Origin of the sequence: Streptomyces sp. NPDC016562 (genome assembly GCF_043076955.1) — a bacterium.
In the GTDB taxonomy this organism is placed as follows: Bacteria; Actinomycetota; Actinomycetes; order Streptomycetales; family Streptomycetaceae; genus Streptomyces.
Genome location: NZ_JBIBRZ010000010.1, coordinates 184,289 through 199,069, shown reverse-complemented (window position 1 = coordinate 199,069; position 14,781 = coordinate 184,289). Strand labels below are relative to the sequence as shown.

The 14,781-nt window shown below is 70.3% G+C and carries 11 protein-coding genes and 2 pseudogenes; 5 read left to right on the top strand and 8 right to left on the bottom strand.

Features of this window, described 5'->3' with window-relative positions; all coding sequences use genetic code 11:
- Window positions 1-159: 159 nt before the first annotated feature.
- On the bottom strand, window positions 160-630 hold the full coding sequence (locus ACF059_RS31305) for a hypothetical protein (RefSeq protein ID WP_392063877.1): 471 nt from the start codon (window positions 628-630) through the stop codon (window positions 160-162).
- Window positions 631-1,212: 582 nt separating this feature from the next.
- Between ACF059_RS31305 and ACF059_RS31300 the strand changes: the two genes are divergently transcribed.
- Window positions 1,213-1,347: a hypothetical protein gene (locus ACF059_RS31300; protein ID WP_392063874.1), complete on the top strand. Its 135-nt coding sequence runs from the start codon at window positions 1,213-1,215 to the stop codon at window positions 1,345-1,347.
- Between the two features lie 71 nt (window positions 1,348-1,418).
- On the opposite strand, the gene ACF059_RS31295 is transcribed toward ACF059_RS31300, so the two are convergent.
- A complete protein-coding gene (locus ACF059_RS31295; RefSeq protein ID WP_392063871.1) occupies window positions 1,419-1,679 on the bottom strand; it encodes a hypothetical protein in 261 nt (86 codons plus the stop codon).
- Complete coding sequence (locus ACF059_RS31290) at window positions 1,676-1,984, bottom strand: DUF6247 family protein (RefSeq protein ID WP_392063868.1); 309 nt, start codon at window positions 1,982-1,984, stop codon at window positions 1,676-1,678. Before ACF059_RS31290 ends, ACF059_RS31295 begins: the two co-directional genes overlap by 4 nt.
- 213 nt (window positions 1,985-2,197) lie before the next feature.
- On the opposite strand from ACF059_RS31290, the gene ACF059_RS31285 reads away from it, so the two are divergent.
- On the top strand, window positions 2,198-2,962 hold the full coding sequence (locus ACF059_RS31285) for a hypothetical protein (RefSeq protein ID WP_392063866.1): 765 nt from the start codon (window positions 2,198-2,200) through the stop codon (window positions 2,960-2,962).
- A gap of 609 nt (window positions 2,963-3,571) precedes the next feature.
- Here the strand turns inward: ACF059_RS31285 and ACF059_RS31280 are convergent.
- A complete protein-coding gene (locus ACF059_RS31280) occupies window positions 3,572-4,294 on the bottom strand; it encodes an endonuclease domain-containing protein (protein ID WP_392063863.1) in 723 nt (240 codons plus the stop codon).
- Between the two features lie 1,104 nt (window positions 4,295-5,398).
- Here ACF059_RS31280 and ACF059_RS31275 point away from each other — a divergent pair.
- Entirely contained in the window at window positions 5,399-6,055 is a 657-nt protein-coding gene (locus ACF059_RS31275; protein WP_392063860.1) for a class I SAM-dependent methyltransferase, read from the top strand.
- Between the two features lie 14 nt (window positions 6,056-6,069).
- Here ACF059_RS31275 and istB read toward each other — a convergent pair.
- Window positions 6,070-6,798 (bottom strand): annotated as a pseudogene (gene istB, locus ACF059_RS31270) (IS21-like element helper ATPase IstB).
- A 650-nt stretch (window positions 6,799-7,448) separates the two neighbouring features.
- Window positions 7,449-8,573 carry a DUF5937 family protein gene (locus ACF059_RS31265; RefSeq protein ID WP_392063857.1) on the bottom strand — a complete coding sequence of 375 codons (1,125 nt, stop codon included), beginning with the start codon at window positions 8,571-8,573 and terminating at the stop codon, window positions 7,449-7,451.
- 98 nt (window positions 8,574-8,671) lie between these two features.
- Here ACF059_RS31265 and ACF059_RS31260 point away from each other — a divergent pair, with 98 nt between their 5' ends.
- Window positions 8,672-10,009, top strand: coding sequence for an MFS transporter (locus tag ACF059_RS31260; protein WP_392063854.1), 1,338 nt, complete (start codon window positions 8,672-8,674; stop codon window positions 10,007-10,009).
- Window positions 10,010-11,330: 1,321 nt separating this feature from the next.
- On the opposite strand, the gene ACF059_RS31255 is transcribed toward ACF059_RS31260, so the two are convergent.
- Window positions 11,331-11,705, bottom strand: coding sequence for a hypothetical protein (locus tag ACF059_RS31255; protein ID WP_392063851.1), 375 nt, complete (start codon window positions 11,703-11,705; stop codon window positions 11,331-11,333).
- A 942-nt stretch (window positions 11,706-12,647) separates the two neighbouring features.
- Between ACF059_RS31255 and ACF059_RS31250 the strand changes: the two genes are divergently transcribed.
- Entirely contained in the window at window positions 12,648-13,343 is a 696-nt protein-coding gene (locus ACF059_RS31250) for a hypothetical protein (protein WP_392063848.1), read from the top strand.
- Between the two features lie 3 nt (window positions 13,344-13,346).
- On the opposite strand, the pseudogene ACF059_RS31245 reads toward ACF059_RS31250, so the two are convergent.
- Window positions 13,347-14,587: pseudogene (locus tag ACF059_RS31245) on the bottom strand (IS110 family transposase).
- Window positions 14,588-14,781 lie beyond the last annotated feature (194 nt).

The window sequence follows — 14,781 nt, the reverse complement described above, 5'->3', positions numbered from 1 at the left end:
CTACTGCTGGTGCGTCTGTTTCTCGTCGGGGCCCGAAGCTGGAGCCGCTGCTGCTCTCCGGAACGAAGACCCCAAGCCGTTCATCTGGACCAAGACAGCCGAGGAGATCCTCGGCTCCCTCGTCCGCTTCTGCTGACGGATCTCCGGCGGCGCCGGACACTAGCCGGGCCGGGGGTCGGTTCGGGGGATGCCCAGATCAAGCCTGGCCTGCTCGTGATAGGCGTTCATCAGAGCAGAAAAATCCCTCTCGGGCGGTGTCACGTGATCGCGGGCCGCCTCCAGCCCGACCCACACGGCGAGGTTGACCTCATAGGCACAAGCGATCGCTGCCGGCGACGCCAGCAGCACCAGGGTCTCGAAGAGCGTCGAGCGCCGCAGTTCCGCCTCCTCCATCGCAGCGAGGAACTCCTCACGAGACTCCGATCCTTCTCTCGCCCGCCAGGCTCGTTTAGAGAGGTCGGCTACCTCCTTCACGCAGGAGGCGTACTCGATGTATGTCGCGAGCTTTTTCTCATCCCAGCGCGTCGCCATGGCGCGATGGTGCCGAGCCCGCTCGGCCGTGGCCGTGGCCAGATACGAGGTCAGGGCACCGATGAGGACGCCGACGAGGGTAACTATCTGACTGATCATGGTGTCGAAAATATGGTCTGCCCGACGGGTCCGTGCCTCGATTCATGCGACAGGCGCAACGACCCGGACCCGGGCAGCCATCTGAGCGACCAGACAGCACACAAGAACGTCCAGGCCCACGAAGCCGACACCCGCAAGTGGTCAAGAACTGGAACGAAGACCCCAAGCTGTTCATCCGGAAATCCTCGACTCTCTCGCCCGCTTCTGCCGACGGAATCTCCGGCGCAGGACACTAACTTGATCAGCAAGCCCCGCCGCCGGGGCTTGCTGATTGCGCCCGGGGGAGCTGTCGTCATGCTCACCCCTTCACAACCCGAGTCCGCAGGCGCCTCGCTGAGCCCCGTTCAGACACCGTCGGCACCCGGGGTGCGGGAGTCGCTTCGAGAGGCTCAGCGCGGCGTACAGCCGTTAGAACGGCACCCCGGCAGGTTGGCCCCCGGGGCTGGTCTCCATGGTGGTGACAGCTGCGTCCCGCGCTGCCTCCCACTCCTGCCCAGCCTGTCGCCGGGCAAATTCGACCTTGATCCGGCACGACCCGCACAGCCCGAGCGTCAGGACCGGGCGTCCGCACGGGGTGCCGTCGTGGCCGGGGCACGTACCGTCCTCGGTGCGCTCGGCCGCTGCGATCCCGGCCTCGTCAGCCGCCGCCGTGCAGACCGGGCCGCCGAGATCCAGGCGAGGTTGGCCAACGCGGCCCGTGCCGCCTTGTACGAGTAGAAGGTGATGCGCCCCCGTCACGGCCGTCCCTACTGCCACGCACTGAGCATCGCCGCCGCGGCGGCCAGGATCTAGCCGAGCCAGACGATGTCCAGGACGGACAGGTGCCGCAGCGGGCGGTTGGCGAAGTAGATGACGGACAGGCGGCCGGCGGACGCGATCCGGACGTCTTCGCCTTCGGGATCTGCGGGGTCCCACTGGGCGAAGCCCCACGGGTCGGCCGCGGCGGCGTCGAGCAGGTCCCAGACTGTCCCTTCGGCGTGCTCGGGGAGTTCGGCGAGGACCTTCGCGGCCGGTGTCGAGAGGCGGACCGCGTACGGCTGCAGGCTCACCGGCGCCGCCGGCCGCGGAGCTCGGCCATGTCCACGAACCCGCTCTCCTCGCGGCCGGAGGCCACGAACGCGTCGACCGCCGGGGCGGAGGCGAGTCGGGCCTGCCAGGCGTGGACGACCTCGTACAAGGTGTTCAAGGAGAACGTCCGCCGTGACTCCTCCAGCGCCTGCGCCCACTCCTCCTCGAAGGCCGGCACCCACCGCTCCGCCCGCCGATCCTCACGCAGCTGCGCGAGGAGTTCGGCCGGCGCCCCCGGCGCGGGCGCATACGCGGCGGCGGGTGTGTGATCGGGCTGGGCGCTCATCGGCTCCTCCTCGCGGTGGGTGCTGCTACCCGCAACGGTAAAACGCCGTCCGCCCAGGCCGTGACGGTTCCGGCGGACGCGCAAGCGCCTTGGCGCAGGGTGCCGGGTCACAGGACCTGAAGGCATGCGTCTGCCCGCCGCCCCGGGACCCCACGTGTTCACCCGGACGGCTCAGCCGCGCGCCAGGATGAGCTCGTGCACAGACTCCTGGAAATGATCAAGAACAATCCCGAAGTGTTCGCCGCTCTTGTCGCGGCGCTCGGTATCGCCGGAGGGATCGTAGGCAACGCGATTGGATCGGCGCTCCAAGCCTGGGGTGGCAGAGCCCAAGCAAATGCGGCCGTTATGGCCGCCAGAATCACCGCTGAAGCCGACCGCCTTGCTGCGCTCCGTGAGGAACGCCGCATCGAGCTGGCCGCGTTCATCCGGGCCGCGCGCGAAACCGTCCAGCAGGCAGCCTTGGCTTTCGTCTACCCAGACCAGGACGACCAGATCAAAGCCAACTACGAGGACACCCTGCGCCTGGCTGGGCAGGCCGAACTTGTCGTGCCCACCGCCACTGTCCCCCTGCTGAACAAGGTCATCGACGCCGTCGAAGCCCACGTCGAGATAGCCCTCAGCCGAGGAGAGGCTGGACGGGCCTTGCGCCACCTTGCCCGAATCGAACCCGAACACCCCCTCCACCAGCCCGCCCACCGCGCCTACAACCTCCTCGGCGACCTACGCACTGCCTACGCCGTTGAGGAGAACGAAGGTGAACAACTGGCCTTTCGCAGCGCGGCACGCACTGCCCTGGACGACCTGCCGTGGCTGGACGACCGCCAGCGGGAAGTCCTGCTGAGGGACACACTGCTGCCCCCGTTGGAGGACATCCGGCAGGTCCTGTACACGCAGTCGGGTGACACGCTGGACAAGGTCGTCGAAGCAGCCCGCGCGATTCTGCGCGCCGATGACCTACCCGAGTCCCCGGTCCCGTGAACAGAGGAGCCTGAGGCTGTGGCCTGTCCCGCACGCTCACGCCCGGCCCGGGAACGCGGCAAGGGGGTCCGGATGCGTCCCCTGACCCATGTCGTGGAGCCAGGCCGCGAAACCCGCAACGCTCCGCGTCCGCTATAGCTCATCCGCCTCATCGACACCGAGCCGGAGCTCGTACGACCCGCCGAACCCCCCCCGTCCGGCGGGCACGACCGACGCAACAACGGCACCAGGACAGCGACAAGACGCTCATGACGCGGATCATCCGCAAACGACGGCATCCACCGATGCGTAGCCAGACACGACACGGCCCCGCCCAGCGTTTCGCTACACCCACCCGCAGGGGCGACATACAACCCACCCGCCAAACGACAACGGCCTTCACCCACAAAACGACACACCCCCGGCGCCATCACCCCAGACCAGCACCAGTGAAAACCGATGGCGCGTACCCCATGCACAACACACGACGACCCATCACGCAGAGCGCCGTCGTCTTCCGGGCGTTGTAGTGCGCCACCCACTCAGCAGAGGCGACGTCCGGAGCGCCTGGGAGCGCCTCGACCACGGTCCAGCACGGTGCGTCCCAAGGACGTGGTCTCGGGGAGGTGTTCAATGCCTCTTGGGCGAGGACGGATAGGTGAGTCCCTCTCTGGCTGCCTCCGCCTGAATGCGGGATGCTTCCTCGGCGGGCAGGTGGAAGGACTGCGTCCGGTCGGCGCACATGACGGTGTAGGTGTATCCGCCGTCGTCCTCTGCAGTGATCTGCACGCACATGTGCAGGGGGCAGTCCTGGCCTTCTGTTGCCTGTTCGCGGTGGAGATGTCGGCGCAACGCGGCGAGCCGGTGGTTCGTGGGCAGGGTTCGGCGGGTACGGCATTGTGCGCACCGCAGCAGATGTGCCGTGGCGCCCTTGAGGGTCAAGAACTCCTTGCCGTGGCCCTCCATGGTGTTGCAACCGCCGCACAGCGGACCGCGGACCAGGCCGTGGTCGTGGCAGTGGTCCCAGACGGCAGCCGGGCGCGCCGGCTCGCACAGCAGGCACAGGTAGTCCTCGGCCCGGGGTCCGTCCTCACGGATCTTGGAGTAGGCGCGGCCCTGGAACTGCCCGTCATAGCTGAGCAGCGCAGTCTGCACGCAGGTGGGGCACAGCCTCTGCCCGCCGCTGGTGGTGGTGGCCGGGCGTAGGCCAGGTTCGCCAACCGTGGTCCCGCACACCTTGCAGGGGGTGGGAGTGCGGCCGAGGGCTGCGTCGGTCTCTTCCCACTGGTCGAGGATGAAGGCGAGTGCCCGGGGGATCAGCCAGGTGTCGTGCGTCCATACCAGGGCAGGCACAGGCAGTACGCAGGCCATCGCGTACTCGCTGTACTGGCGGCGCAGGGTGTCCGTGGTCAGTCCGCACCGCAGGCCCCAACTCTTCTCATGGCCGTATCCCCACCGGGTGTCGCAGGAGCAGCCGCTCTGATCGTGTGCAGTACGGGCGGCCCTGTCGACCAGCCCATGGACCTGTGCGCGCCACCCCGTGGGCTGGAGAAGACTGCCGCCCTGCCTGCTCGGGCCGCCTGGACGCGAGTCGACCAAGTCGTGCGGGTCCCATGGCAGCGCGGCAATGGCACGCCCGGCGGCCCGGACCTCTGGCTCATGGAACATCCACCGGTTGGACCGCTTGTACGCGCGCACAGGCTGGTGTCCGAAGAAGACGAAGTCGTGCCTGGCGTCCCGGTTGTACCTGTAACGGAAACGGTCTGGCGCCACAGGAATGGGACAGCGTTCCATCTCATCAGCCAGGTATGCCGCAGCCAGCTGTGGAGTGATCATCCCGCCAGCCTCGCACCCGCCACTGACAACAGGCCCTGCAACCTCGGTACCGGCTGCTCCGGAAGGAACCCTTGGCATGTCCGGGGCGTCGCCAGGGGCCCCACCGGCATGGTGGCCGGCATTGGAAACCAACTCCGCTCACCACCGTCAGCACATCGTCCTCCTCGGCCCGCTCCGGCTTCTGAACCGCCAGGACCTCGCGAGCGCTCACCCTCGCCTCCGCGCCACCGAGACCGCCTCCGCCGAGAGCCAGAAGAACACGGGAAGACAGCGTCCGTTCTCGGAGCATCCCCGCAAGCGCGGGGTCGACGCCGGCCGCGTCTGTTCCTGGTGCAGGGGCGCGGACCATCCCCGCAAGGGCGGGGTCGAAGACGCGACAACGTCCTGGGCCCCGTCTAGGGACCATCCCAGCAGGCGCAGCCGCCGACCCAGGCACCTGGCAGTGGCCAGGGTGGCCGCCGGAACCATCCCCGCGAGCGCGGGGCCGACGTGTCGTGGCTGTCGTCGTACCGCGTCACGCCCGGATCATCCCCGCGGGCGCGGACCGACACGACCAGGCCGAGCCGACACCGCCGCTGGACACGGCACTGGAGTGTCAGTGGCTGCTGAGAGCATCGAGTCATGACTGACCGCACTGCTTCGATCACTGCCTACTGGGATGCCGCTGCAGCGGCCTTCGACGACGAGCCCGACCACGGGCTGAGGGCTGACAACACACGCGCTGCGTGGGCCCGGCTCCTGTACTCCTTGATGCCAACCGATCCGGTCGACGTTCTCGACATCGGCTGTGGCACCGGGTCAGTGTCCTTGCTGCTGGCCGAGGCCGGGCACCGGCCGACCGGGGTCGACCTGGCGCCGCGCATGGTTGAGCAGGCGCGCACGAAGTTCGAGACCGCCGGCCTTGCCGGCCGCTTCCTGGTCGGTGACGCCATGAAGCCCCCGACCGGGAAACAGCGGTTCGATGTCGTGTTGTCGCGGCATCTGGTGTGGACGCTGCCTGATCCGGAGGCCGCCTTGCGTGAGTGGGTGACACGCTTGAGGCCGGGAGGCCGGCTGCTGCTGGTGGAGGGGCGTTGGCGTGAGGCAGGCCAGAGGAACGTCCCGTACGTGGCCGGCGCTGAATCGCTGCCGTGGAACGGCGGAATCAGCGCCGAAGACCTTGCTGCGGCCATGCGCCCTCTTGTTGCCGCTGTGCGAATTGAACCGCTCGGCAGCGACCCTGATTTGTGGGGTGGTCCAGTGGACGATGAACGGTATGCCCTGATCGCCGACGTGTGATGGGCTGAGGAAGGTCAGCCCGCGGCGGCTTCATGTTGGCCGGCGCGGGCGCGGGTGGTGGCGGGGCGATGAGAGTCGGTGCCGGTCTCGATGATGTTGCCGCCGGAGGTGAGACGGTCGACGATGGCAGCGCAGGGCCGAGGGTCGGTGAAGGTCTTGGTCCAGCCGGAGAACGACTCGTTCGAGGCGATCGCCACGCTGTTCTTCTCCTCCCGCTCGGTCAAAGCCTGGAAGAGGAGTTCGGCGCCGCGGCGGTCGAGTTCCATGTAGCCGAGCTCGTCGATGCACAAAAGATCAACACGTCCGTAGCGGGCGATCGTCTTGGTCAACTGCTTCTCGTCGGCGGCTTCGACGAGCTCGTTGACCAGCTTGGTGGCCAGCACATATGTGGCTCGGTAGCCGGCCATCGCGGCCTCGGTGCCGACGGGTCAGGAGGTGGGACTTGCCGGTGCCGGAGTCTCCGGTGAGGCAGAGCGGCACGCTCTTCTTGATCCATCCCCACATGGCAAGGGTGTGGATCAACGCCGCGTCGATATTCGGGTTGGCGTCGAAGTCGACCTTGCGAAGCGACTTGTCGCGGGGAAAGCCCGCTGCCTTGATCCGTCGCTCGGACCGGCGTCGGGCCCGGTCGTCGCACTCGGCCGGCAGAAGTCCGGCAAGGAAGCCCATCTAGGACATCTGCTCGCGGCCGGCGGTCTCGGTGAGTTCGGGGAACTGTGTGCGGATGTCGGCAGCCGCAGCATCCGGCATGCCTGGTCGACTGCTGCGGTGGCGGCCTGCTCGGTGAGCCCTCGCTGGCGGGGGGGGAGGTCACCGTCGTTCTCCTTCAGGGTGGGGCGGTCCGGCCGGCGCAGTCGCAGCAGCTGGTCGTAGTGGGCGGCCGGGGGAAACGGCCGCCTGTCGGGTGGCAGTGAGCCAAACGGCGTGAGTCCAGGGACGTGACATGGGACCGGCCGGCCGTCGAGGGCACGAGCGGGGATGCCGTGGCCGCGGCTGCCGGGTTCCGCTCCGGCGACGAGGCCGTGGGGGCCGTCGCCGGCGTGGAGGCCTGGGAGGTGCTGACGGTGTCGTTCCACCGTTTCCGGCAGGCTGCGGCCTCGTGGGGAGGTTGTGGGGGGCGGGGAGCGGGACACCGAGGCCTGGGCGTTGGATGGGTCGAGGAGAGCATCGATGACGGCCTCGCGGCGGACGTCCTCATCGCCTTCGATGTTGTCGAGGGATGGTGCCCGGTCTGGGTCGGGCGGAGCCGGGCCGGCGCCGTGGCCTCGGTCGTCGTGCCCCGGTCAGATGGCCACGCGTCCCCTGGCGTGAGCGCTGCGGCCGGGGCGGGTGGCATGGTCCGGTGCGGGAGGTGGGGCGTTTTCCGTTCGCAGCGGTTGCGGCCCGGGCGGGGTCAGCGCAGTACGGCCGCGAGCAGGTCTGTTCCCAGCGCCGTCAGGCCGGGCAGGTTGAGGGTGTGGCGGACGTAGCGGCCGTGCCGTCGGGCCGTGAGCAGGCCCGCCCGGCGCAGGACGGCGAGGTGGCGGGAGACCTCGGGAGGTGAGAGTTCCCAGGTGTGGGCCAGTTCGCCGGTGGTGTGCGGGCCGCGGGCCAGGGTGCGCAGCAGCCGCAGCCGGACGGGGTGTGCGAGTGCCTCCAGCCGGAGGGTGACCGTCTCCAGCGGTACCGGTTCGCACGGGCCCGGTCCGGCCACGGGGTACTGGACCACCGGGTGCCATCCGGGTGCGTGCACCGCCACCAGGTGGGGGCGGCCGAAGACGCTGGGGATGAAAGTGACTGCGCTCTCGCGGGCGGCGGTCGTCTTGTCCTGGAGTTTGTCCACGACGATGCAGTCGCCGTCCGGTGCCAGCGTGACGGCGCCGGAGACCGATGCGAGCGCCGCCCCGATGCCCTGGTGCCTCAAGAGGTCGTTCTTCAGGCGCAGGTCGGTGGCGAGCGGTACGGCGACATCCGCCCAGGCGGCGTCGAAGAAGGCCTCGGCGCACTGTTCGAGGGTCTGGCGCACCCGGGCCCGTACGGCGGCGGGGTCTGCGAGGAGGCGTTCCGCGAAGGCTTCCTGGCGCCCGCCGCGGGCCTGGGCCAGGTCCAGGGCCCGCTCGCGCGCTGTGGGGTCGGTGAGCGGCGAGGGCGCTGAGGACCGCGTCGTCGACGGTGATGAAGGTGACGGGCCGGTGGAGTGGAAGCGGCTGCTGCCGCACGTGGTGACGAGCGCGGCCGTCACGTACGTCTCGTCGTCGATCCGGTCCACGTCGTCCAACTCCTGTGCGAGGGTCGGCCGGGGCCGGGCGGGGATCAGGAAGTCGGCTTGTGAGGAACGCCAGAGGAACTCCGCCTCCCGCAGGCGCTCGGCCAGCTCCGGCCGCAACCGGGCCCAGACGTCCCCGGCCCAGCCGGCGAGGTGCGGGTGGTGTCCGGGTTCGGCCAGTACGTGCAGCATCGCGGTCAGCTCGGCCAGCGGGGAGGCGGCGAACCGCAGCCGCTCGGACGGCAGTTTGCTGATGTCGATCCTCAACGTCACCCCGTCATCATCACCGACCGGGCGGCCGGCGGCGGCGTCGGTTGACGATGTCCGTCAACCCGCGTGCCCGGCCCGGCGGCCGCGCGCAGGGTGACGCCATGACCACCACCCTCAAGATCCGGCTCGGCGCCCTCGTCCGTGCCTGCGGCGGCTCCCGCTATGCCGTCGCCCTGCTCGTGGACGCCCTCGGCACCGGCCTGCTGCGGCCCTTCCTGCTGCTCTACGGGGTCACGGTACTGAGGCTGTCCGCGCCGGCCACCGGCATCGCCATGACGGCCGCGATCGTGGCGGGACTGGTGTGCATGCCCGCGGTGGGGCGGTGGCTGGACCGGGGCGCACGCAGCACGGTCGTGGCGTGCTCGATGCTGGTCCGCGTACCCGGTGTGGTGCTGCTGCTGGCCACCCCGGCAGGGCACCTGTGGCCGTTCGCGGCGGCTGCGCTGTTCCTCGGCGTCGGCAACCAGGCGTGGCCGGCCGCCCACGCGGCGCTCGTGGCCACCGTCGCCCACGGCCGTGAGCGCGATACCGCTCTGGCGGCGGGCCGCGCCCTGCGCAACGCCGGCATGGGCGCGGGTGCGCTGCTGGCCACCGTCTGCCTGGCGGGCGGCACCACCGCCTTGCAGGCGCTGGCGGCCGTCACCGGGCTCGCGTATCTCGCCGCGGCGGGCCTGGCATGGTCGGTCCGGCTGCGCGCGCGGCCGGCCACCACCCCGGCCGGGGGGCCGGGCGGCGAGCCCGCTGGCCGGATGCGCGCGCTGCTGGCCGCCAACGTGCTCTACGCGTTCTGCCTCAACGTCCCCGAGATCGCGCTCCCGCTGGTCCTGGTGACCCAGCTGCACGCGTCACCGGTGTGGCCGGCGGCCGTCTTCACGGCCAACACGGTGCTGGTGGTCACCTTGCAGGTGCCCGTCACCGTCCTGATGTCCCGCTTCTCGCGGCGGGCCGTGCTGGCTCTCGCCGGCGTGGTCCTCGCCGTGTCCTACCTCGGCTTCCTCGCGGCGACCACGCTCGGACACGGCTGGGGCGCCCCGGCCGTCGCAGCCGTGTCCGTGCTCTGCACCCTCGGCGAGATCCTCTACGCCGGCAGCGCCACCGCCCTCGTCACCGTCCTCGCCCCGGCCCATCTCCTGGGACGCACCCTCGCCCGCTTCGAACTCTCCACCGGCTTCGGCCTCGCAATCTCCCCGGCGGTCATCACCGGCCTCGCCCCCTACGGCCCCGCCACGCTCTGGGGCAGCCTCGCGGCCGCAACGGTTCTATCCGCCGGAGCCATCACCACCGAAAAGGACCGCGGAACACGGCACGACCGGCACGACCGGCACGATGGGGACGACGGGCACGACCGGCATGGCCACCAGGAGTCGCACATCCGTGCCGCTGGTGCCAGGCCGCTTGTCCCGGATCAGCGGAGAGATTCGGTCGACTCCCACGCGTAGTCCGCTGTGAACAGCCCCCCTTGGGATACCTGGGATGCCCGCCGCTGATGTGGTGCCAGGCCAGCGCCAGCGCCTGCGCGTCCGCGGTCGACAGGACGCTGGCACGGACCGCGTCCACGAGGAGCTCCAGGAGCTCCATCCGGGCCGGGATGGTCGGGGCGTCGTCGGCCGGGCCCGTGAGGAGGCCGGCTTCCGCGGCGGCCGCGCGCACGGTGCGGGCGCGGGTGATCTCGTAGGGGCCCGGTGCCGGGTCGGTGATCTGCTCCGCGGCCGTGAGGTCTTCCCCCGCCGGGCTCTGCTCGGCGGCGAGTTCGGCCAGGACCCGGTGCAGGGTGTCGAGGGTGAGGTTGGCGGCGGGCCGGCCGGGGCGCAGGTGGATGCGGCCGGCGCGGGCGACTTCGTAGAGGGCGGTCACGGTCACGTGAGCGACGGTGTCGCGGGTGCGGCCGCCGGTCGTACGGACCTGCCCGCGGGTGATGCGGAAGACGGCGGGGAGCATCGCCTGGACGATGACGCGGCCGGCGAGGACGGCCGACCGGTCACGGCCGGCGGCGCGCTGGAGGACGGTGTGCAGGACGGTGTCGGTCAGCTCATCGCTGACGCCGTCGGCCGTTGGGCGGAGTAGGGCCAGGAGCTGCTCGGGCGTCAGGGAGCCGGACCCGCAACCGGTCACGGCCGCGATGCCGTCGGTCAGGTGGCCCTCGCTCACCGAGCCGGTCACCGCCTGGCGCACGGCGCGGTCCGCGCACAGCGCGGCCCAGTCGGCGTCCAGCCGGTCGAAGTACCCGCCGCCGACGGCGGGGTGCGAAGCGTCGTACACGGCACGTCTCCTTTCGGATCTCGTGCCGTACACACTCCTCAGACCGGCTTGCCCAAAAGCTTGCCCGAAGGCTTGCCCGCAGCCCTAAAAGCACAGACGGCAGGCTTGCCCTCCAGCAGGGCAAGCCTCCCGTCACCGACCGGGCAAGCCGCGGGGGGTTGGGCAAGCCTGCGCGTGACCGGCCCAGGCAACTGCGGGCAAGCCTCCCCGGGGATGGGCAAGCCTCAGGCTTGTACCGCCGGGGCTTGCCCAGGAGAGGGGGGCGAGGCCGTGGCGGACGGGTGACCGATGGCCGCGGACCGGCCATGACCGATGACGCCGATCAGTTCGAGGACGGGGCGCAGGCCATAAGAGGTGGCGAGGCAGCCGGTGAGCAGGGCGGTGACGCCGACCGCGGTGTAGCCAGCCGCCCCTCGCTCAGTCCTGTGGCGGGCCGGCGGCGGGCGGAGCCGACGACGTCGATCTTCATGGTGCCCGTCATCGACCAGGTCAGGCCCTGGTTCAGCCCAGCAGTACGTTCGCGGCGACAACCCAGCCCCAGGACGGCGCGTAGGCCAGGGCAAAGGGGACCGGGATACCGAGCAGCCAGCCCGCAACCAGGAGCTGCTTGCGGCGCAATCGGGCGGTGAAGGCGCCGACGGCGAAGTTGGTGAACGCCCTGGTGAGGCCGAAGGCGATGATGCATGAGAAGGGGGCCAGGTCGCTGGTCAGGCCGAAGATCTCGGAGCCGATCAGCGGGACGGTGATGCGATCCAGGCCGACAAGGCCGCCGACGCAGATGCTGACGATGACCAGCAGCGTGAACTGAAGGCGATTCTCGCGCAGGCCAAGCCGTACAGGCCGGCCGCGTGCGCCGGTGGGGTATGTGGTGCTCACCAGGTGACGTTCCCGGCTCCCTGGACGAGCTGCCGGCCGTGGGCTCGGGCGTAGTCGGCGGCCCCCGCCGTCGCGGACGGCGATGCCGGTGTGGCCAGCGTGTTCCAGGACGCTGGCGGCGGCCAGTCGCGCTCGCCGTGGGCGCAGACCACGACCGCACCCACGGGGGCTGCGGCTACGGGGGCTGCGGCTGCGGCTGCGGCTGCGGCTGCGGCTACAACCAGGGAGCCGAGTTGGACGTTCAGGGCGCCGGGGACATGTCCGCGGTGAACTCCGCGTCCTGGCGGACATCGACGTAGGGGCGGCCTGCGGCGTAGCCGGGGTGAGGAACCCCGAGACGGTCCGTACCCACCGCCCCGCGCACCCGCAGTACCAGGAGCGGCCGCTGCCGTCCCCCTTCGTGAAGGACGGCAGCAGGCCCCGCTCCAGCCGGCGGCACACAAGCAGGACCGCATGGCGGTCCGGCTGGCGCTGCGACTCAGCGTCCAGCCCCCCAGCACCGTCGCGTCGACTGGGACATGCACCGAGCCAGCCCCACCCGAAGAGACCCCGCCGGAAGGCGGGGCCTCTTCGCCATGTCCGGGCCCGTCTTCACGCCCGGACGCACGCAGTGCGCCCGGGCAGGCCGCGCGGCAGGGGGCGCCGCGCTGGGCGGTGACCGGGGAGCGGGCCGGGCTGTAGGGGCCGGCCCGTGCCGGCCTGAGCTGAGCTGAGCTGGGCTGGACTGTGGTGGTGAAGGCCGCCGCGGCCCTGAAAAGAAGCAGGCCCCTTCCTCCGGCTATCGCGGAGAAAGACACCTCATGCAGTTAAGCCGTCAAGATGCACCGTGGGATTTCGTAGTCAGCATCGCCGTGACGACGCACGCGAGGCTTCGCGGCCTGGCCCCGGAGCATCGGGGGCCGACCGTGTAGGGGCAGCCGGGTAGGCGGCATGATGCTCGGCATGATGGAGATACCCGGGTACGACGGTCAGCCTCTCGTCCACGCGCCAGAGCTGCTGCAGGAACCGCTCTTCTGGCTTGGCCACCTTTACTCGTGTGCGCACGACGAGGACGCGGAAGAGCTGCTCTTCGGTGCGGACTACGAGGCGGCCGAGATGTTCCACCGGGAGCTGCGGGAGCGGGCGGAGTGGCCCGTCTTCACCATCCCGCTGGCCGCCGGTCACCTCCTCCACGTCGTCTACCGCGCGTGGAAGGACGACCCCGGTGTCGACTACCTCCTGCATCACCCCAGCTGGGAGCGGGCACTGTTGCTGGCCAAGGACGACGGGCACTTCATGGGTCCCGCCCTGTCCTGGCCCGAGCTGTTCTCCGCTGTCGACAACGGGCTGCCTGGTGGCAGTACAGCCGATTCACACCGACGACTCCTGTTGCTGCTGCCCGCGCTCGGAGACGACAACATCCCGGACGATGCAGGGCCCCGCCTGATGGCAGCTCTCAGCGCCCTTACTGCCGTTGAGGCCCCCGAAGAACTCGCTGCCGCTCTCGTTGAGGGCCAAGGGGCGGGAGGAACCTCCCGCTGGTCCAGCAGGAACGGTGTCCGCGTGGACGACGGCGCGTACTCGTACCGGAATCCGTCCAACGGCTTCGCCCTCTCTCCGGAAGACCTGGCTCGCGTGTCGACTGCCCTCATGCCCTGAGCCCTATGAACTGGCCGGCTGGGGCGTCGCAGCCCCTGGAGGGAAAGCCGTGGCTTCGTCGAAAGGAATGCGGGCGAGTAGGCAGTGACGCAGCTGCCCCAGCATGCGGTTGAACAGGTGCCGCAGAGCCTGCATGTGCCAGTCCCCTCGGGCCCGGCGGCGCCGGTAGTGGGCGTCCGCGCCGGATGAACCGCTGATAGAGGCGAAGGCCCACAGATGCCCGACGTGGTTGAGCCGGTTGTTCTTCACGAACCGACGACCGACGTAACGGCGCTTGCCGGAAGCCCGCGTGATCGGGGCCGAGCCGGCGTACGCCTTCAGTCCTCCAGCCGTAGCGAACCGGCTCCTGTCGTCGCCGATCTCGCCCACGATGCGGGCGCCGACCTGGGGGCCGATCCCGGGGAAGCTCAGCATGATCGCCGCGTCCGGGTGTGACCGAAAGGCTTCCTCGGTCGCCCGCGCCAGGTCATCGACCGCCTGGCAGGCTGCGTCCAGCTGCAGCAGCAGGGCCTGTGCCTGCTTGCCCATGGCGTCTTCGACGAGGGGCAGCTGTCGAGGGGCTTCCTGGCGGAAGAGCTGCTGGATTCGTTCGGCGTCGGTTTCGATGCCGCGGCGGCGGCCGGCTCGCTTGAGCATGGCGGTCAGCTTCCACATCTGCAGCTTGGCGGCCAGGGCAGGTGTGGGCGCGACGGCGAGGATGCGGCGGGCATCGGGGCGGGTCAGGGTTCCCGGTTTGTCCTTGAACGCCTCGATCATCGCCGGGAAGTACTCCCTCAGCAGGGACCGTAGCTGGTTGGCGACCTGCTGGCGGTTCCAGACCGCGTCCTGCTGTGCGCGGGCCAGGACGGCGACGGCCTGGGCCAGGTCGGTGTCGGCGGGCAACGGGCGGTGCACCGGCGCGTCGGTACGGATGATGTTCGCCAGCACCAGGGCGTCGCCCGGGTCCGACTTCTTGCGGCTGACGCCGTGGCGGTCGCGGTAGCGGGAGGCGGCCATCGGGTTGACCGCGTAGATCCTCCGGGGGCCCTGCCGCAGTGTGGCGACGAGCAGCCCGCGGCTGGTCTCGATGGCCACCGGGATCGGAGCTCCGCGGTGTCGCCGTGTTCGGCCAGCAGGTCGAGCAGCAGGCGGTAGCCGTCCAGGTCCTCGTTGATCCGACACTTGGCCAGCAGCCTTCCGGTGTCGTCGACGAGCGCGACGTCGTGGTGTCCCTCCGCCCAGTCGATCCCGCAGAACACGTCCATGGATCCCGCCCCTTCTCCGGTGCCGTTCTCGAAGGCGAGCACGCGGGGCCGCACGGCGCACTAATTCCAGGACTCTGTGGTCCGCCACCTCATCAGCCGTGCGCGGCGCCGCAAGGCCGCACGGGCGCGCGCCGTGTCCAGAGCTCGGAGCTCGTGAGGAGAAACGCGTCACCGTGCGGCAGCTCATCCATCGA

Coding starts and splice junctions, on each gene's coding strand:
- ACF059_RS31305 (WP_392063877.1), bottom strand. CDS start 630: ATGATCAGTCAGATAGTTACCCTCGTCGGCGTCCTCATCGGTGCCCTG.
- ACF059_RS31290 (WP_392063868.1), bottom strand. CDS start 1,984: ATGAGCGCCCAGCCCGATCACACACCCGCCGCCGCGTATGCGCCCGCG.
- ACF059_RS31285 (WP_392063866.1), top strand. CDS start 2,198: ATGATCAAGAACAATCCCGAAGTGTTCGCCGCTCTTGTCGCGGCGCTC.
- ACF059_RS31275 (WP_392063860.1), top strand. CDS start 5,399: ATGACTGACCGCACTGCTTCGATCACTGCCTACTGGGATGCCGCTGCA.
- ACF059_RS31260 (WP_392063854.1), top strand. CDS start 8,672: ATGACCACCACCCTCAAGATCCGGCTCGGCGCCCTCGTCCGTGCCTGC.
- ACF059_RS31250 (WP_392063848.1), top strand. CDS start 12,648: ATGATGGAGATACCCGGGTACGACGGTCAGCCTCTCGTCCACGCGCCA.